16 protein-coding genes are annotated in these 18,716 nt (G+C 37.4%); all 16 read right to left on the bottom strand.

Annotation, left to right across the window (positions count from 1 at the left end; translation table 11 throughout):
• Positions 1-5 precede the first annotated feature (5 nt).
• Complete coding sequence (locus AC0IWT_RS18030; protein WP_056870467.1) at positions 6-863, bottom strand: glycosyltransferase family 2 protein; 858 nt, start codon at positions 861-863, stop codon at positions 6-8.
• A 93-nt stretch (positions 864-956) separates the two neighbouring features.
• The gene (locus AC0IWT_RS18025) at positions 957-2,255 is read right to left on the bottom strand and encodes a glycosyltransferase family protein (protein ID WP_056870466.1); all 1,299 of its coding nucleotides are present in this window, start codon (positions 2,253-2,255) and stop codon (positions 957-959) included.
• On the bottom strand, positions 2,248-3,393 hold the full coding sequence (locus tag AC0IWT_RS18020; protein WP_157274865.1) for a hypothetical protein: 1,146 nt from the start codon (positions 3,391-3,393) through the stop codon (positions 2,248-2,250). Before AC0IWT_RS18020 ends, AC0IWT_RS18025 begins: the two co-directional genes overlap by 8 nt.
• A gap of 108 nt (positions 3,394-3,501) precedes the next feature.
• Entirely contained in the window at positions 3,502-4,398 is an 897-nt protein-coding gene (locus tag AC0IWT_RS18015; protein ID WP_471798215.1) for a glycosyltransferase family 2 protein, read from the bottom strand.
• 58 nt (positions 4,399-4,456) lie between these two features.
• Complete coding sequence (locus AC0IWT_RS18010) at positions 4,457-5,191, bottom strand: dTDP-4-amino-4,6-dideoxyglucose formyltransferase (RefSeq protein WP_471798214.1); 735 nt, start codon at positions 5,189-5,191, stop codon at positions 4,457-4,459.
• A gap of 1 nt (position 5,192) precedes the next feature.
• The gene (locus AC0IWT_RS18005) at positions 5,193-6,275 is read right to left on the bottom strand and encodes a DegT/DnrJ/EryC1/StrS family aminotransferase (RefSeq protein WP_056870462.1); all 1,083 of its coding nucleotides are present in this window, start codon (positions 6,273-6,275) and stop codon (positions 5,193-5,195) included.
• A complete protein-coding gene (locus tag AC0IWT_RS18000; RefSeq protein WP_056870461.1) occupies positions 6,272-7,705 on the bottom strand; it encodes a lipopolysaccharide biosynthesis protein in 1,434 nt (477 codons plus the stop codon). The genes AC0IWT_RS18005 and AC0IWT_RS18000 overlap by 4 nt, the downstream gene beginning before the upstream one ends.
• A 36-nt stretch (positions 7,706-7,741) precedes the next feature.
• On the bottom strand, positions 7,742-8,845 hold the full coding sequence (locus tag AC0IWT_RS17995; RefSeq protein ID WP_471798213.1) for a Wzz/FepE/Etk N-terminal domain-containing protein: 1,104 nt from the start codon (positions 8,843-8,845) through the stop codon (positions 7,742-7,744).
• 76 nt (positions 8,846-8,921) lie between these two features.
• Positions 8,922-11,516, bottom strand: coding sequence for an SLBB domain-containing protein (locus AC0IWT_RS17990; protein ID WP_471798212.1), 2,595 nt, complete (start codon positions 11,514-11,516; stop codon positions 8,922-8,924).
• Between the two features lie 32 nt (positions 11,517-11,548).
• Entirely contained in the window at positions 11,549-12,685 is a 1,137-nt protein-coding gene (gmd, locus tag AC0IWT_RS17985) for a GDP-mannose 4,6-dehydratase (protein WP_471798211.1), read from the bottom strand.
• A gap of 93 nt (positions 12,686-12,778) precedes the next feature.
• Positions 12,779-14,059 (bottom strand): nucleotide sugar dehydrogenase, encoded by a 1,281-nt coding sequence (locus AC0IWT_RS17980; protein WP_471798210.1) that lies wholly within the window; start codon positions 14,057-14,059, stop codon positions 12,779-12,781.
• A 257-nt stretch (positions 14,060-14,316) separates the two neighbouring features.
• Positions 14,317-15,177 carry a glucose-1-phosphate thymidylyltransferase RfbA gene (gene rfbA, locus AC0IWT_RS17975; protein ID WP_471798209.1) on the bottom strand — a complete coding sequence of 287 codons (861 nt, stop codon included), beginning with the start codon at positions 15,175-15,177 and terminating at the stop codon, positions 14,317-14,319.
• Between the two features lie 51 nt (positions 15,178-15,228).
• A complete protein-coding gene (gene rfbD, locus AC0IWT_RS17970; protein ID WP_471798208.1) occupies positions 15,229-16,110 on the bottom strand; it encodes a dTDP-4-dehydrorhamnose reductase in 882 nt (293 codons plus the stop codon).
• 1 nt (position 16,111) lies between these two features.
• A complete protein-coding gene (rfbC, locus tag AC0IWT_RS17965; RefSeq protein WP_471798207.1) occupies positions 16,112-16,654 on the bottom strand; it encodes a dTDP-4-dehydrorhamnose 3,5-epimerase in 543 nt (180 codons plus the stop codon).
• Positions 16,654-17,706: a dTDP-glucose 4,6-dehydratase gene (rfbB, locus tag AC0IWT_RS17960; protein ID WP_471798206.1), complete on the bottom strand. Its 1,053-nt coding sequence runs from the start codon at positions 17,704-17,706 to the stop codon at positions 16,654-16,656. Before rfbB ends, rfbC begins: the two co-directional genes overlap by 1 nt.
• A gap of 445 nt (positions 17,707-18,151) precedes the next feature.
• On the bottom strand, positions 18,152-18,715 hold the full coding sequence (locus AC0IWT_RS17955; RefSeq protein ID WP_056872744.1) for a DUF3109 family protein: 564 nt from the start codon (positions 18,713-18,715) through the stop codon (positions 18,152-18,154).
• Position 18,716 lies beyond the last annotated feature (1 nt).

The following is an 18,716-nucleotide window of genomic DNA, read 5'->3' as shown; positions in this document are numbered from 1 at the left end:
CTTTTCTATTTTTTCAAAGAATTTATAAAGTTTTTTCTATATTGAGGTAGCTCATCAAAGTTCAGAAGTTCGAGATGCCTGAACTTCACGGTTTTAAGATATAAACTTGGCTTGATTTTCATCAGGTGAAGGATAATAGTTTTAAGATATGCCGTAGCATAAAATTTAAGCTTGCTTAAAGGTGTTAACCTTAAAACATTTTCTTGAATCAGCCTTTTACTTGATTGAACAAAACTTTTGTGAAAATGAAGGGTTTTGTAGAGATTTATCTCCCTATCCTCTAAATACAGCATCAAGAATTCTTCGCAGAAAAAGCCTTTACATTTCTTTTCAAGAAAAACCATTAGTTCGAAGTCCTCACCCGCAACACCTTCCCCGTATTTTAAAGAACCTAATAAAGAACTCCTGAATGCTAACGTTGGGTGAACAAAACTTTTATTAAATACAATATCCGAAGGAAATCTTCTTACACCTTTTATCTTAAGCTGGTTGTCGACTATCAAAGCATAGGAGCAAAAATATTCAATGTCCTTATTTAGAAAAGCATTTTTTATTTTTTCAAGCCTATCCGGAAAATACAGATCATCAATGTCCCAAATTACTATGATATCCCCAGAAGCCTTTGATAATGCCAAATTTCTAGCGAAACCTCTTCCGCGATTGTCATCGTAAGTATGGATCCTTATTCTTTCATCCTTCAAGGAATTTAATATTTCTAAAGAATCATCAGTTGAGCCATCATTTACGATTACCCATTCCCAATTAGTTTCAGTCTGTAAGCATAAGGTTTGCCAACTACTTAAAATGTACTTTGCACAATTGTATGTTGGCGTTAAAATTGAAAAAGTTGGTTTTAAATTCATAATAGATGTGCAAAGATATTTAACTTTTCTGGCAAATATATATAACCTTTCACATTAGTAGTTTAAATGGCAATATTAATAAATGGCAAGGGATCACGTAAGCAGTTTGAAATAAATACCCTGCACATATTCAACTAAATATTTTTTTAAAAACTGCAGAACTTCGCTGCTGTCAAAGGCCTTCGAATTACCATTTTCGATAAATTTAATCACCCGCGATAATTTATCATGATTGTCCAAATCTCCCTTATAAAAGTTGAAATTCATAGGATAACGTTCGAGAATTTCTTTCGAAGAGTCATCTACTATAGAACATACATTCAAAATCGGCTTCTGTAAATATATGTACTCAATTAATTTTGAGGGCTCTTGATATTCATTTGTATTTCCAATGTTGACTAAAATATCGGCAGACTCACCATATTTCTTTACCTGCTCTTTCGTGATTATCCCATGAACAAAAACGTTTCTATTTATTAGAAACTCGAAATCCCCAAATTCACGATTGCATTGATTTGTGTCTCCATAAATGTGCAATTCTATGTTGGACCCCAAACTTAATCTATCAATTTGAGCCATCAATTTAAGTAATGTGATAGGCGACCGCGACTTCGGCGTTAACGTGCCAAAGAAAACAAGCTTGATTTTGTTACTTTTTCCCCTAATATTTCTAGTCAAATCATAAGGTAAAAATATATTATGATTTACAATAACTTTATCCTTCAGGCCAGGATACAATTCGAGGTATTTTTGTTTTAGTTTTTCTGTTAAAACGGTAATATACGATGCCTCCAAAAGGATTTTATTTTCCAATCGATAATTTGCCTTCTTATATAAAAAACTATTGTTAACAGCATCACTAAGATAAAATGGATCAATCGTATCGGCTATCCAGTTTATATTATGCCTTTTTTTCAGTTGATAACCAATTAAATGATCTGTGAATGGCCACGATACGGTAATTAAATTATTTATATTATGTTCTTGAATCAACTTTGAAGCCAATTTTTTAGCTGGGCTAAGCCAAAGAAAAGCAAAATCAGGAAAATAAATTTTCTTAAACGTAGCATTGTAAATACGCTTGGCTGTAGATTCTTTGATAAGGTACGATTCAGTCTGATTGTTCTGACCGGCAAGTACTTTAGTTTTAGGTAACTTCGACTTTAGCGTCTCAAACCAAGACTTTCCTGTTCGATAAACTCTTACTCCTTCGACAATTTCAAAAGCAGAGAATCCAGCTTTTTGAGCAGAAACTACAAAAACCTCGTGCCCATCAATCGCCCATTCTTTCAATATATTATGCCACCGATAAGTGTTAGGTGAGTTGTCAGGAAAGTAGTCGAAAGTCACCACAATGATCTTGAAGGGATTTAAGTGTTTTTTTTTATCCATGAATATGGTTTAATAAGTCATCGTTTGAAATTTGTGCATCAAGTTGTTTATTTTTACGCTCCAAAATTAGATAAACATAGATTAAAGCTATAAGTCGAAAGCTTGGAATAATGGCGATGAATAACCCTTTAACATTGCTGAGTAAAATAGTTATTGCAAACAACAAAATCAGCCACCTATATTGTTTGTTAATTATTCTCATTCTGAAAAGCATATAAAATACTAACGAAAATAATAAAATCAGGTATGTAATTCCACCATAATTCAACTGTATTAGATAACCTATGTCTGAATTATTCTGCTCTGAAGTAAAAATGTTTTCACCACTGCCGAAAATCCAACCATTAATGTCAGTTGGCAATACAGCCATTCGCCCGAAAAGCGTATCAAATGTATTGGTATCTGCAGTCGATTGACCGCTAATAAAATCCGATGATTGCAAAAAAAAGTCGAATGCCCACTCAATGGTTTGAGCATAATCCTTAAATAAGCTAGTTTGGAAAATCACTAAATAAAATAATATGGTAATTAATGCGATTACAAGTAATAACTTTATATTGAGTTTTAGAACAGTAAAATAAACAAGACTAAAAAGAACCGGCACTAATCCAACTCTGGCATTGAAAATTATAGACAGCAACAGTAGTGGGAGCAGAAAATAATATGAAGGATTTTTTTTTGCATTAAAAAGAGCGAGAGCAAAAATGATTCCTTGAGCAGTGCCAAAGGCAAATGTTAAACCTTCTGATAAACCAAATGACCGAAAAGATACCAATTCGGTAAAATCATCTGTTTTCAACACTTGATATCTTATAAAATCAGCAACTGAGGGAAGCAAAATCATAATGAGAGTGAAGAATGCAGCGACACTTCCCACGAGAATTAAATCCTTAATGAGATTGTTGTGATTTTTTATGTTAAAGTAAGCACTTACCAAAAAGTAAGGAAGGAATATGGTTTGAGTAAGAAAGAAAATATTGACTCTGAAAAAAATAGAGCTACCGAAAAATTCCCTTGCTAGGCAATAAGTGATTATAATGAAAAAAATTAACAACTCGCCCTTAAAATCTGATGCTAGAATTAACCACTTTTTTTGAATACTTAGATATACACATCCTATGATTAAAAGTATCTCCATGATGGAAATCGGCAAAGATGCGAATGGAGGATTATATATAAACAAATAAATCAATAGCAAAAACACAAAGTATTTAACACTGCTGATTGATATTTTCAGATCATACATCTATTGAAAACTTCTTAAAAATCTGGTTATCATTCTTTTAGAAAAAGTAAATGGCATATTAACAAAAGCCCGAAGCAGACTTCGTGACTTAAGGTTGTAAAATCTAAGCTCTTTCTTTAAGTTTGTAATCTTTGAACGTATATCTTTAGCATACAAGCTGCTAGTCAGTTCATCAAAATGATTCAGTAATCTAATTTGTTGTTCGGTGACAAATGCTAATTTCTTTCCATATAAAGCGCTTGCACTTGACCCAGAGTAATTTATGCGATATACAGACATTGTCTCATTCATAAAATGAACTTTACCTTTATGGCGTAATAGAAGCGCGAGTGTATAATCACCACTGTATATATCGTTAACCCAATTTGGAAGCGTGTCTATAAACTTCCGCCTAAAGAACATGCTAGCTGTTGGAATTATCCATTTATTTATAATGGTCGACATTGGTATATCAAATGAGGTTTTATTTGACGTAAAAAGGCTGGGCATTTTATCAATGCCTTCATAAACCTTCATCGCATTGTGGCAAACCATAGAATACTCAGCATTATTTTCCAGAAAGTTGAGTTGTTTTTGCAACTTGTGCTTGTCAGTCCAGTAATCATCTCCTTCACAAATTGCGATATATTTACCACTTGAGGATTGCATTGCCTTCACTAAATTTGGCATAATCCCTAGATTAGTTTCATTTACAAAATATTTTATACAATGGCTTCTTTCATTTGTATCCAGAATCCTTTTTACAACGTCATCTGTTCTATCGGGTGACCTGTCATTGGCAATGATCAGTTCAAGGTCATATTCACCTACTTGCATCAAGACGCTATCTACAGCTTGCTCAATACAATCTTGATGTCCATATGTAATCATTACTACACTTAGAAGTGGTTTTGTCATGAGTAGTTTAATATTTTTTATTTAATAAAAACGCATTCTAAGAACTCATTTGAAACAATCAGCTGTATTTCAAATTAAGAGTTACAAATATTTTTTGACCGGTATCTGGGTCTATAAAATATGCGTTATTTAATTCTCCATGAGACAGTGCCCTCAGTCTATTAATAGCTTCTAACATTGTTAGTTTTTCTTCCAAATTTAGTTTGCACAATTCTTTAAAATCCCTTTTTAAATATAAATTCCCTTCATCTTCAGGGACAATTGTATCGTAAGTATTGAATAGAATAGCTTCTATATTGTCGCGTAATAATTCAATCTCCTTTTCTAGAATTTTGTCATATAAGCTTTTGGAAGTATCAACCATCTCTTTCTTCACAAAAGATCTAGCTATGATATTTCCATGATCAATATCTTCATCGATTTCATGAATCGTAGCGCCAATTTCGCTATCATTTATGATAGAGAATATCTGGGGATACCAGCCCCGATTTATTGGATTGTAACCAGGATGAATATTAATACATCTAATGTTTGTTATCAGACTTTCGGGAAAAAGTTGTTTACAATGAATGGAAATAACTAACGAGTAATGCTTTATTATCAAATTAACGTCGGCTTCCAATCTTAAATCAAAGACTTTAACAGCCCCCAGAAGCTTTTCGTTAAATTGTTTTTTGTCTGAAAATGGGCTGATTGAATAATCGAACTCAAATTCGTGTGAATATTCCTCGAATATTGGTAGAGTGCGTAAACACAATTGTAAATTGTCTGATATTATTAAGACCTTTTTCATTTTAATTATTTTGTGTGCGTAATAAAAGTCTGCAGACATGATCAACTTCTTCTATCGTCAAATCATAATAAAAAGGTAGGCACAAAACTCTTTTTGCAATATCGTCAGTTACAGACATTTCTTTTGGTTCAAGATATGGCAGAGCGGAAGCCAAAGATGGAAAAAAATATCTTCTACTCCCTATTTCATTTAACTTTAATATATCAATACATTTTAACATCAACTCCTCAGAGTCGAAGATTACCGGGAAATAGGCATAGTTATTATGTGATTTTTGATGCCAAACCGGAACTTTCACTTTCATGTTTCTTAGCTTTTCAGAGTACCGTTCAAAAAGTAATCTTCTTTTTGTATCGATGGCGTGTATATATTTCAAATTAGCAAGACCCATCGCCGCATGAAATTCTGAATTTTTCCCATTAATACCTAATTCTGCAAACGTGTCAAATCCTGAGATCCCAAAGTTTCTGATATAAGCGAGTTTCTTTAGTAGAATACTACTGTTAGTGACTATTAATCCACCTTCGCCCGAATGAAAAAGTTTAGTTGCGTGTAAGCTACAGGTCGAAACGTCTCCAAATTCAAAAATCGAGCGCCCGTTAACTTTTACGCCAAAAGCATGAGCTGCATCGTATATCACCTTTAAGTTGTGTTTTTTTGCTATTTTTTCGATCTCTATAACATCGCAAGGATTTCCATATACATGGGTAGCTAAAATAGCTGAGGTATCTTTTGTTATAGCGGCCTCAATTTTACTAACGTCGATATTTAAAGAGTGCTCATCAATATCAACAAATACTGGATTGCAATTTTCCCAAACGATGCAGCTTGTTGTAGCGATAAAGGAAAAAGGTGTAGTAATTATATCACCTTTCAACTCCAAAGCCTTTATGGCCATCTGAAGTGCAACTGTCCCATTTGTAACAAAAAGCAAGTGGTTCACTCCTAAAAATTCCTTTAACTTGAGTTCAAGGCTACTTGCAAGTGGCCCCATATTGGTTAACCATTGCCGAGCCCAGATTCCTTCTAAATATTCTTGGTAGTCTGCGATTGGTGGGAGAAAAGGTTTCGTTACTGGTATCATTTTTTTAAGATAAAATTTCTAATGTCAGCGAGGCTTTCAAATTTGAATGCCCATGAGATGAGGATGTAAGTACTAAGGCCTAATATGCTCCCAGTCGCTAATCTGATGATATTACTTTGTTCAATCAATTGGCGATCTATAAGGTATATAATTAAACCTGAAATTAATGCAAAAAGAAAAACAGGAAGTAGATCTTTAAGTTGGGCGAACATGCTGTAAGTTAATATTTTTCCAGCGTAGTGTGTATTTATAAACAATGCTAGAACGGATGATATGAGTTGCCCCCAGAGTAATCCATAAAAACCAAAATATAAAGATATAGGCAATATGATGACGACAATTATCTTTTTGAAGACTTCCAGCTTCAAAAAAAGATCACTTTTACCAACTACTTGTAATATTATTAAATTATACATATGTATTGGGTATAAGACGCCAGTTAGGCAGATAATCTGAAATATTGGAACCATCTTTAACCATTTCTCTGAAAATAAAAAAATAATTAAAGGTTGAGCTAATACCGCCATAAAAACTATTGCAGGTGTAATAATAAATAACACCATAAGCATAATTTTTTTATAAGCTGCTTTGAGTTTTGGAATATCGTCTTGGATTTTTGAAAAGATTGGAAAAACTACTCTATTTAATGCCCCAGAGATATTGCCAACTGGAAGCATCATTAATGAGTTGGCTCTGGCATAGTATCCAACTTGAGTAGGCGAGTATACTCTCCCAATGATTATTTGATATATATTGGTAAAAATAATATCCAATATACCAGAAAGCGTTAATTTGTATCCATAATGAAAGTGGTTATTAAACTTTTCTCTATCGAAAACTCTAATCGGATACCAACCAGTCGTTAACCAGAGCAACAAGCTATTTATAAATGCATTTACTACTGCCATGATAACAAGACTCCAGACACCATACTTTAAAAAAGCTAAAGTTATTCCACATGTACTGCTTATAATCAGAGAAGAAATAGTAATTAATGCTTGTTTTCTAAATTTTAATTCCTTGGTCAGTATTGTATTTTGTACGGCACCGAATGCGGTGATTATAAACGTTAAGCCATAAATACGGGCGATAAGCTCGAGCTGAGGCTGATGATAAAAGTCAGCTATAAATGGCGCTGAAATATATAGAATCAAATATATCAAGACGCTACAAGCGAAATTGAAATAAAACACTGTCGAATAATCGGCGGCATCTAGCTCCTTGGTTCTAATTAGAGAACTTGTAAGCCCTCCATCAAACAATACGGTTCCGATCCCAACGAACACAGTTAGCATTCCCACTAGCCCAAATTCTTCAGGGATTAAAACCCTCGATAAAATGAGCGAAACAAGAAAAGTTACGAGCTGTCCACCAAATTGCTGACTGTAAGTCCATACTATACCCGATAACGCCTGCTTCCGTAAACTCATATCTTGAATTAAGTTGAGATTGATAAATAACGATATTTAATCCTTAATTACGATTTCAAGATATCGCTTGATAGAAAAGAAAAGAATAGCTAAAAATCCTAAAATAAATCCTCCCATAATCACTCCATAAAACTTGCTAGTTTTCTCGACACTCAGGGGATATATTGGTCGGTCAATAATCTCTAGTAAAGGCATCTCTTTCATTAAACTCAACTTAGACATCTCTAAATTTTGTACTAACGAACTCAATATAGCTTTATTTGTTTCCGCAGAAAACTGGGAACGCTGTACTGGAGCTATCCGTTGCACTTGGCGAGTGGGATTCAAATTTGGGGTAGCATCTGCGACTGCAGCAGCTGAATATATTGCACCGTTCATCACAGCACGGACAGAATCCGTTTTATGCTGCAAGATATTCACATTTTGGAGGGTTTTTTTTGTCTTGGTATTCAAATAAAATTGATTTACATTTTTTACCAATTCATCATTTAACTTTTTAGCAAAAGCCTCATCAGTAGCCTTAACACCAACCTCAATTGTACTTAGTTTTTTGTCAGGCTTAGTTACCTGTAGGTAACTTCTATTTATGTCTGTAACGACGACACCTAAAATGCTATCTTGAATTCGGAGAGAATTTACTAATCTTTTAGATTGAATTCCTTCATTGGAAGAAAATTGCAAATTGACCAATTCAGGCTTAGCCTTCCATTTTTCTCTCAATTTATTGATATCAATATACAAATCGATCAAAAGTAATTTTTTACCATTTATTTCAATAGGTGTCAGTAATGTCTTTTGTAACATTGCTCTGGACTTGTATAAACTTAATATATTTTCACCCTGAAAAAGCCCCCCCCCGGCGCCCCCGATATCTACCCCTGCAATTGATGCTAAACCTGCTAAACTCCCTAAGCCGGTGCTCTTTTGGTCTTCTAGAACGAAAGTTGTAGTTGCCGTATAAACCGGCTTTTTAAAATAAGCATATGTGAAACCCAAAGCACCACCAAGGGCCCCACAGGCTAGTATAATCAGCCACTTAGACAAAAGATAACGCCACCAATCGATTATTTTAACTATGATTTCTCTTACCGAAACCTCATCATTATCATTAACTATATTTCCCTGACTTTCTCTTGCCATTTTCTTTACGTTTTGACTATTGAGCCATGATTATTTAAGTAGTAACCAAAAAATAAACTATCTCAACAATTGACACTTACCTTAGCAAACTCACTATTATTGCACCCAAAGATGCCAATCCTGTTCCAATACCGATCCAGGCCGCAGCAGTAATCTTCTCTCTTTCAGCACGTTTTGGGACTAAAATTTCTGCGCCAGGTTTAATCCTTGGATAGTTGTTAAAGAATAAAAAGCTTCTTGCGCCTTCAACTGATCCATTAGCATATTTAACATAAGCTCTACCCTTTAGTGCACTTGCTGTAAAGCCACCAGCACCGTTCACATAGTTTTTGAAGCTTTTACCAGACTTAAAAACGATATTGTTAGGATTTAAAACCTCGCCGCTAACACGCACAGTCTGTAGTTGTTTAGGTACTCTAATTATATCACCATCTTCTAATAATAAATCATTTCGCTTGCCCGGCTCTTTTAAAATCTTTGTTAAATCAATACCCACCATATCGGATGCGATAATTTGGGCTTGTTTACTGAAAGAAGTGGTATCTACACCCGACTGCGTTGAACGTTGCAAGTTCATAATCCTAGCCTGATTTTCCTCTCTTCTTTCATCGGATTTACTGTCACGAATCAAATCCTGCATGGAATAAGTGCTACCATATTTTGCTCTTTTAATTACTAACTCCCTTTGTAAAGAATCTTTTTGGCTTTGGAATAAGGTTGTATCTTTTCCTGGCCTTTTCAATGAAGCACCATCGCTGTAAGCTAAAACGGTCAAGCCACCAGCTCTTTTCACTAAATCTGAAATCCGCTCATCCTTGCTTTTAATGGTATAAGTACCTGGGTACAATACTTCGCCTTCGATTTTGACCTGCTTTTGAACTACATAACCTTCAGCATTCCTTACAGAAATGATGTCAAAGGGCTGTAATCTGAACGTTGTATCCGAAAGCAATTTTAAATTTTTATCAATGTTGACCGTATAAACATCGGCGGTACTTGCAGACTTAGATAAAACATCGCTGTTGCGAACACGTCGGGAAATTTCAATTCTACTCGGTGAAGCGCCTTCTTTAAAACCGCCGGCCATTTGTATCGCATCTTCAAGACTCATGTTCTCCGCATAAGGGAATTGATTTGGTTCTCTTACTTCGCCCTGTACAGTAATTTTATATTCTTCTCTTAAATCAAAAATTGACGAGATGGTTATCCGGTCTTCTCTTTTAAGCGGGATATCCGGCTGGCTACCATTCATAATGGCAGCTACATCGAAAGCTTCCAAGCCAGCGGTATTGTCCGGATTTAATCTTGAAATGTAACCCCTGCTCATAAAAGCATCTTCTTTCAATCCATCTGCTTTTTGGATCAATTGCTTAAGCGTCATGCCTTTCTCAAGTTCGAAATAGCCCGGCCTGAAAACAGCACCACTAATCTCGACGCGGTTCTCAAAACGATCTAAAATCGGTTCAACAAAGAATTTATCACCATTTCTTGGCACGTAGGTATTAAAATCTGCTGCAAAGATATCGCTGATTTTTCTTTCTCTCGCTGTATTCTGAAAAACTTTAACGGCTGATTGGTACGCGATATTTGAGAATCCACCCGCAAAGTTAAGAACGTTCTGAAAGTGTTCTCCGGCTACTGTTTCAAAAATAGCCGGGTTTTTTACTTCACCTACTACTTCAACACGGTTTTCATAAACCGGAACGTTAATTACATCCTGGTCCTGTAAACGGATGTTGCCCTTTTGCATTCCATTGATGATTAGGTCATAAAAATCGACTGTAGCAACAACTTTGTTGTTTCTAACCACCTGAATTTTACGATAAGAACCATTATCGTTCGGTCCACCAGCCGCATAGAGGGCATTGAATACGCTTGATAATGAACTTAGCGTATAAGTACCAGGTTTGGTTACCTGTCCATTTAATATAACCTTAATTCCTCTTATGTTTCCGAGATTAATGGCTAAGTTCGTTCTGCCCGAGCGTAAACCCGGATAGGTTGACGACATTAATGATTTGATTTTAGACCTTGCCTCTTCGATACTTAGTCCTCCGACTTTAACCAAACCAACATATTCAATACGAATGGAACCGTCCGGACTAACTTTCAAATCATAATTCGCTTCATTGTCGCCAGTAAGGTCAATTAGTAGCTGATCATCAGGTCCAATAACATAACCTGCAGGTGTTGCCATTCGCAGGTTGGGTTCGAAAGTAATGTTGGAATTTTTAAAAAGTTCAGAGCCAAATATTTTAGGCTTCAAATCTTCAAAAGCTTTATCAATTAACTCTTGCTTTGTTGGCTGACTATAACCGGTACTATCGCTTGAATCGCCAAGATATTGCCTGTCGGTTCTATTCGAATTGTTTCCACTTACAGCCGCACTTTGCTTAGTGCTTGTTGACAAGTTGCCTTGTTTCCTTATCTTTTCGACTCTCATCTTAAGTTTTGAAACCTCTTCCGCTTTCATGCCTTGAGCAGCAGCCATTTGTTCCAACTGTGCATCACTGTATCCTGAAGCCTCTGCACGTTGAATTAGTTGTCTAATTTGTATATCAGATAATTCATCTACTTTAACAGATCCATAATTGCTCTGCGCAAATACATCCGTTGTAAAGATGAACAGTAAAAGAATGAGGGATAGTAAAAGAAAAATTTTTTGTTTCATAGGTATTGTTTTTGAGTCATTCAAGCTCACGTTTACTCAAAATAATTTAGTGTTTTGAAACCCCCTTGTTTAAGGTAGTCATCTTTTTTCATTAAATGTAGATCTGAAAGTACCATGTCCTCCACAAGGGCACGCAAATCATATTTAGGCTGCCAGCCCAACTGTGTTTTTGATTTGGTTGGATCACCCAATAACAGGTCAACCTCCGTTGGGCGAAAATATGTTGGATCAACCCTAACAACAGTTTGTCCAAGTTTTAACGTTTCGGCATTTAAACCCAAAGCTAGAGCCCGTTCTTCGTCGACGTTAATAACCACGCCTTTTTCATTTTCATCTTTGCCCGAGAATTCGATATCAATACCCAGTTCGGCAAAACTCATGCGTACAAAATCACGTACAGTGGTGGTAATGCCGGTTGCTATTACGTAATCCTCTGCCTTTTCTTGTTGAAGAATCAGCCACATGGCTTCGATATAATCTTTTGCATGGCCCCAATCCCGCTGAGCAGAAAGGTTACCAAGATACAGACAGTTCTGCAGACCTAAAGAAATCTTCGTTGCCGCCCTTGTGATTTTCCTCGTCACAAATGTTTCGCCTCTTAACGGGCTTTCATGGTTAAATAAAATACCATTGCAGGCAAACATACCATAAGCTTCGCGATAGTTCACCGTAATCCAGTAGCCATAAATTTTTGCTACAGCGTACGGTGAGCGTGGGTAAAACGGAGTAGTTTCGCTTTGGGGAACTGCTTGCACCAAACCATATAATTCTGACGTAGAGGCCTGATAAATTTTAGTTCTTTGAGTTAAACCTAAGATGCGGATGGCCTCGAGCAATCTTAAAGTGCCTAAGCCGTCTGCATTTGCAGTATATTCCGGCATTTCAAAACTCACATGAACATGACTCATTGCTGCCAGGTTGTAAATTTCATCTGGCTGAATTTCCTGGATAATCCGGATTAGGTTGGTTGAATCGGTTAAATCGCCGTAGTGCAGTTTAAAATTGACATCTTTCTCATGCTGATCCTGATAAAGGTGATCAATTCTATCTGTATTGAAAAGCGAGCTCCTTCTTTTTATTCCGTGAACAAAATATCCCTTTTTTAGCAAAAACTCCGCTAGGTAGGCACCATCTTGTCCAGTAACACCCGTTATAAGAGCAACCTTCATAAATTAATTCATAGATTATAAGCCTGCAAATATATATAATATTATCGGTGACATGAAAGTCTAAAATCAACAAGTTATTTCTAGTTATTCAATTTACAACCTCGCATCAGCTAAATTCCTGTCAATTAAGGATTTGGTATCGAAGATGATGCACCCTTGATTCTTGAAAGACCGGAAATCAAAACTGAGAAATTTTTGATGGGCAACAGCCAAAATAATTGCGTCGTAAGGTTCCGTAGGCTCCACCTCCAATAAGTCAATATCATAATCGTTTTTTACAACCTGAACATCTGCCCAGGGGTCGTAAACGTCAACGTTGATAGAGAATGATTTTAGTTCTTTGTAGATATCGATAACCCTTGTGTTTCTCACATCAGGGCAGTTTTCCTTGAATGCGAAGCCTAAAATGAGTACCCGTGAATTTTTGATGGTTTTGTCTGCGGCCACCATCATTTTAATTACTTTATTGGCAACGAACATACCCATATTATCGTTTACCCGGCGACCAGATAAGATTACTTCCGGCTTGTAGCCGAGAGATTCAGATTTGTGCGCAAGGTAATAAGGGTCGACACCAATACAATGCCCGCCAACCAGGCCTGGCTTATAATTTAAAAAATTCCACTTCGTGGAAGCGGCGGCCAATACATCTGAGGTATCAATTTCCATTCGGTCGAAAATTAATGCCAGCTCATTTACGAAAGATATGTTAACATCCCGCTGTGCGTTTTCTATCGCTTTAGATGCTTCGGCAACTTTAATGCTCGGTGCCAGGTGCGTACCTGCGGTAATGATGCTGGCGTAAAGCGCATTGATTTGAGCTGCAATTTCGGGCGTTGAACCGGAGGTAACTTTTTTGATTTTTGTAAGCGTATTTACTTTGTCGCCGGGATTGATCCGCTCAGGGGAGTAGCCGCAGAAAAAATCCTCGTTAAATGCCAGCCCGGAAATTTTCTCGAGCACAGGCACACAATCTTCTTCTGTACAGCCGGGATAAACCGTCGATTCGTAGATTACAATGTCTCCCTTCTTTAATACGATGCCAAGCATTTTTGAGGCGGCAAGAAGCGGTTGTAAATCAGGCCTTTTTAAATGATCAATCGGCGTTGGAACGGTAACAATGTAAACAGAACATGAACTGATATCCGGGAGATGGGCGCTAAGTTGCAAACCAGTTTCGCCTTGAAGATTTAAAACTTCCCGCAGTTCGTCTAAATTGGCCTCACGGGTGGCGTCGGCGCATTGCTTCAATTCTGCTATCCTGCTTTCATTCGTGTCAAAGCCGATAACCGGATATTTTTTAGCAAACTCAATTGCCAATGGCAAGCCTACGTAACCTAACCCAATAATTGCAATCCGCGTTTTGTTGTCCATTTATTCGTTTATGCGGTAAAGATAAAAAAAAGACTTGTTTAAAAACCGGCGCATGATGTATAGGCGCTACGAAAAGACTAAGTAATCTGATTTCATCCCCACGGCAGCCTAATAGGATAAAGGAAGATTTTTATGGCGCTGTTATAAGGGCCTGAAAGATTTACCCGGATGCGTACAACTGATGTATTTCGAAGCTGAACTAAATCAAAGCGACCCTAGCTTAAAGCCCGGGTCGCTTTGAATAACCTGCTAAGAAATTATTTAATTTGTTTCAACAAATATGCGCCGTAACCACTTTTAACCAGTGGGGTGGCTATCGCTTTAAGCTGATCTGCATCGATAAATCCCATTCTATAGGCAATTTCCTCGATGCACCCTATTTTTAAACCCTGGCGTTCTTCAATAATCTGAACAAACTGACCTGCCTGCATCAGTGACGTGAACGTTCCGGTATCTAACCAGGCGGTTCCACGACTTAAAACCCCTACTTTTAGTGTCCCTCTTTCCAGGTAAACTTTGTTAATGTCGGTAATTTCGTACTCACCTCTTGGAGAAGGTTTGATGTTCTTTGCAATTTCCACAACCTCGTTATCGTAAAAATACAATCCGGGAACTGCATAATCAGATTTAGGTTGGACTGGTTTTTCTTCAATTGAAATCGCATTTTTATTAGCATCAAATTCTACCACACCATAACGTTCCGGATCGGAAACCTGGTAGGCGAATACAACCCCACCTTCAGGGTTAGAACTTGCCTGTAATAATTTGGCCATTCCATCGCCATGAAAAATATTGTCGCCCAACACTAAGGCAACCTTATCTTTACCGATAAACTCTTCACCGATAACAAAAGCCTGTGCTAAACCATTTGGTTCTGCCTGAACAGCGTAACTGAATTTACAACCAAGTGTCGCCCCATCGCCGAGCAACTTCTCAAAGTTTGGCAAATCGTGAGGCGTCGAAATAATTAGAATTTCCTTAATGCCCGCGAGCATTAGTGTAGACAGCGGGTAATAAATCATCGGCTTATCGTAAACCGGCATCATTTGTTTACTGCAAGCTAAAGTTAAAGGATGTAAACGGGTTCCGCTACCGCCGGCTAAGATTATACCTTTCATTGGATTTTAGATTTTAGATTTTAGATTTTATACAAATGCCTGCAAAATCCTCTATCTATATGTTTCATTAAATTTATTACTATTTATTGCATTTATACAAATAGCTAAGCTATCTCTCCAATAAGGAATATTTAGCCCAAATGTTTCTTTAATTTTAGTTTTATCCATTACAGAAAATGCAGGGCGCCTGGCCTTGGTTGGGTAGGCGGAGCCCGGAATGGGATTCGCCTTAACAGCTGTTCCGCTGATATCGAATATCGCCCTGGCGAAATCAAACCAAGAGGTTACGCCTTCATTGCTGTAGTGGTAAACGCCATAGCTGTTATTTCCTGCTGTGATAATGTCGAAAATTGCATTGGCTAAATCGACGGCATAGGTTGGCGTTCCAACCTGATCAGCAATAATACCCAGTTCGTCCCGCTCTGCACCAAGTTTAAGCATGGTTTTAACAAAGTTATTTGCATATTCCGAATACAGCCAGCTGGTACGAATGATAAAATGCTCAGCAAGGTTTGCCTCAACCGCTTTCTCGCCATATAATTTGGTAAGGCCATAAACGTTAATTGGATTGGCCACATCATCTTCCTTCAGAAGTTTTACTTCATTACCTTCAAAAACGAAATCTGTAGAAATATGTACTAAGGTTGCCTGGTTGCCTTTGCATGCATTCGCAAGGTAACCGGCACCGGTTTCGTTAATTGCTTTTGATAATTCTACTTCATCCTCGGCCTTGTCAACTGCCGTATAAGCAGCACAGTTGATTACGAAAGATGGCTTTTCATTTTGAAGTAAGGTATTTAATCCTTCAGCATCCAAAATATTTGCTTCTTTTTCTGAGGGAAAAACGATATCATCGATACCTCTTCGCTCTGCCACGGTTTTAAGGCATTGCCCTAACTGCCCACCCGCACCAATTACCAATATTTTAGCCATATTATTTTAACGAAGAGAAGGGTTGGAGGATTAAATCTTTTTCTGATACCGATGCCTTATCGGCCGGCACCATCCAATCAATGTTTAAATCTGCATCGTTGTACATGATGCCTACTTCTGCAGATTTCTGATAAAAATTATCACACTTATAAAAAAACTCTGCCGTTTCACTTAAAACAGAAAAGCCATGTAGAAAGCCCCTTGGAACATATAATTGCAAATTGTTCTCAGCACTTAAACGCACCGAGATGTGTTTGCCAAAGGTAGGAGAGCCGGGACGAACATCAACGGCCACATCTAAAACTTCACCTTTAAGTACACGAACCAGTTTAGCCTGGGCAAATTCGCCCGATTGCGCGTGCAAGCCTCTGATTACGCCGTAAGAGGAGAAAGATTGGTTATCCTGAACAAAGTTACCTGATAAACCTGTCTTTTCTTCAAAAGTCTTCTTATTAAAACTCTCGAAAAGATAACCCCGGGGATCTTCAAAAATTCTCGGTTTGATGATGATACAATCTTTTAAGCCTGTTTCCTGAATTTCCATTATTTATGATTGTATTGTTTTTCGTAGTATGATTGATAGTTACCCGATGTTACATTCGTTAACCAGTCTTCATTTTGCAGGTACCAATCAACTGTTTTGGCTAATCCTTCTTCAAACTGCAAGCTTGGTACCCAATCCAGCTGATTCTGTAATTTGCTCGAATCAATTGCATAACGCAAATCATGGCCGGCCCTGTCGGTTACATAGGTAATCAGTTTTGCCGATGTTCCTTCTTCACGACCAAGTTTTTGATCCATAATTGTACAAAGGAGGTTAATCAAATCAATGTTCTTCCACTCATTATGGCCGCCGATATTGTATGTATCACCAGTTTTTGAATTGTGGAAGATAACATCTATTGCACGGGCATGGTCTTCAACCCATAACCAGTCGCGAATGTTTTCCCCTTTACCATAAACGGGTACCGGTTTATTATTTTTAATATTATTGATGGCCAAAGGAATCAGTTTCTCCGGAAAATGATGTGAGCCATAATTATTTGAGCAGTTTGAAATCACGCAGTCCATGCCATAAGTGTCGTGATAAGCACGAACAAAATGATCAGAACTTGCTTTTGAAGCCGAATAAGGGCTATGTGGATCATAAGCAGTCGTTTCAGTAAACATACCTTCATCGCCCAGAGCACCATAAACCTCATCGGTACTCACGTGGTAAAATCTTTTTTTATCGTAATCGCCTTTCCAATATTCCCGGGCCGCATTTAATAGATTAACCGTTCCGATTACGTTTGTGATAACGAAAGCGGTTGGATCAGAAATTGAACGATCGACGTGGCTTTCAGCAGCCAAATGAATTACCGCATCAAAGTTCTCAGCCTTGAACAACTCAAACATTGCTGTCGCATCTGTAATATCTTCCTTTACAAACTTGTAATTAGGCTTGTTCTCGATATCAGTCAGATTAGCCAGGTTACCCGCGTAAGTTAACTTATCTAAATTTACAATTTCGTACTCAGGGTAGTTATTTACAAAACGGCGTACTACATGAGAGCCGATAAAGCCGGCACCACCGGTAATTAGAATTTTCTTCACGTTACAATTAAATAATCGGGTATAAATGATTTTTCAAACGGCTAAAATAACATAGTTATTACAAATAACCAATTGTTGTTGAACATCTAAGCGAGATAATTTGATTTATGGACTACCAGGCGGCTATTGAACAAACAAATAACGATGCCGCATGCCAGCAGCCCAACACCTGAATTAATCAAGATCTTATTGCTATGTGTGTAATTTTCCTTTCTTTCCTGATTACTGGCACAAGTTTTAGCTAAAAATTCTAACAAGCAATTAATTTCATCGTCACTTGCTCGTCTCTTTATCTGCTTGCAGGCAAAGAGTTCACAAAGTTGATACGAGGTTGAGTAAATTTCTTCCCGAACGTTTCCCGAAGCTTTCCCGAACAGCACCTAAGGCATTCCCGAACGGCGCCCGAACAAGTGCTGATGCGTTCCCGAACAATTTCGATGGCAGACTACATTGCAGCTACGGATTCTTCGAGTGCGGTGTACCAGGCTTCGCCATACTTGCGGATAAGTGGTCCTTTTAAAAAACTGTAAACAGGCACCTTTAATTCGCGGCCGAAAGTACATGCGTCATGGCAGATGTGCCAGCGATCATAATTCAACACTTCAAACTCGGGGTATTTAGTAATCCGGATTGGGTATAGGTGACAGGAAATAGGTTTTTGCCAATCTACAATGCCCTGCTCGTAAGCTTTCTCGATGGCACATTTCGTTATGCCACTCTCAAAAAGCACGTATGCGCATTCCTTATTTTTATCAACACAGGGTGTGGTCAAATCGCCATCTTCATCTACAACATAAACACCTTGCTCCTCAATCGCCTTGATGCCTTTTTCATTTAAAAGATGCTTTATCTTCGGGTAAATTTCTTCCAGTACGGCCTTTTCATCGTTATCTAAGGGTGCACCAGAATCGCCTTCTACACAGCAAATCCCTTTGCATTTACTCAAATTACAAACAAAGTTTTCCTTTAAAACATCTTCGTGCACGAGCACCTGTTCTACTTCTATCATC

It is taken from the genome of Pedobacter sp. AC464 (assembly GCF_979253075.1).
This window is presented reverse-complemented; position numbering and strand designations above follow the sequence as displayed.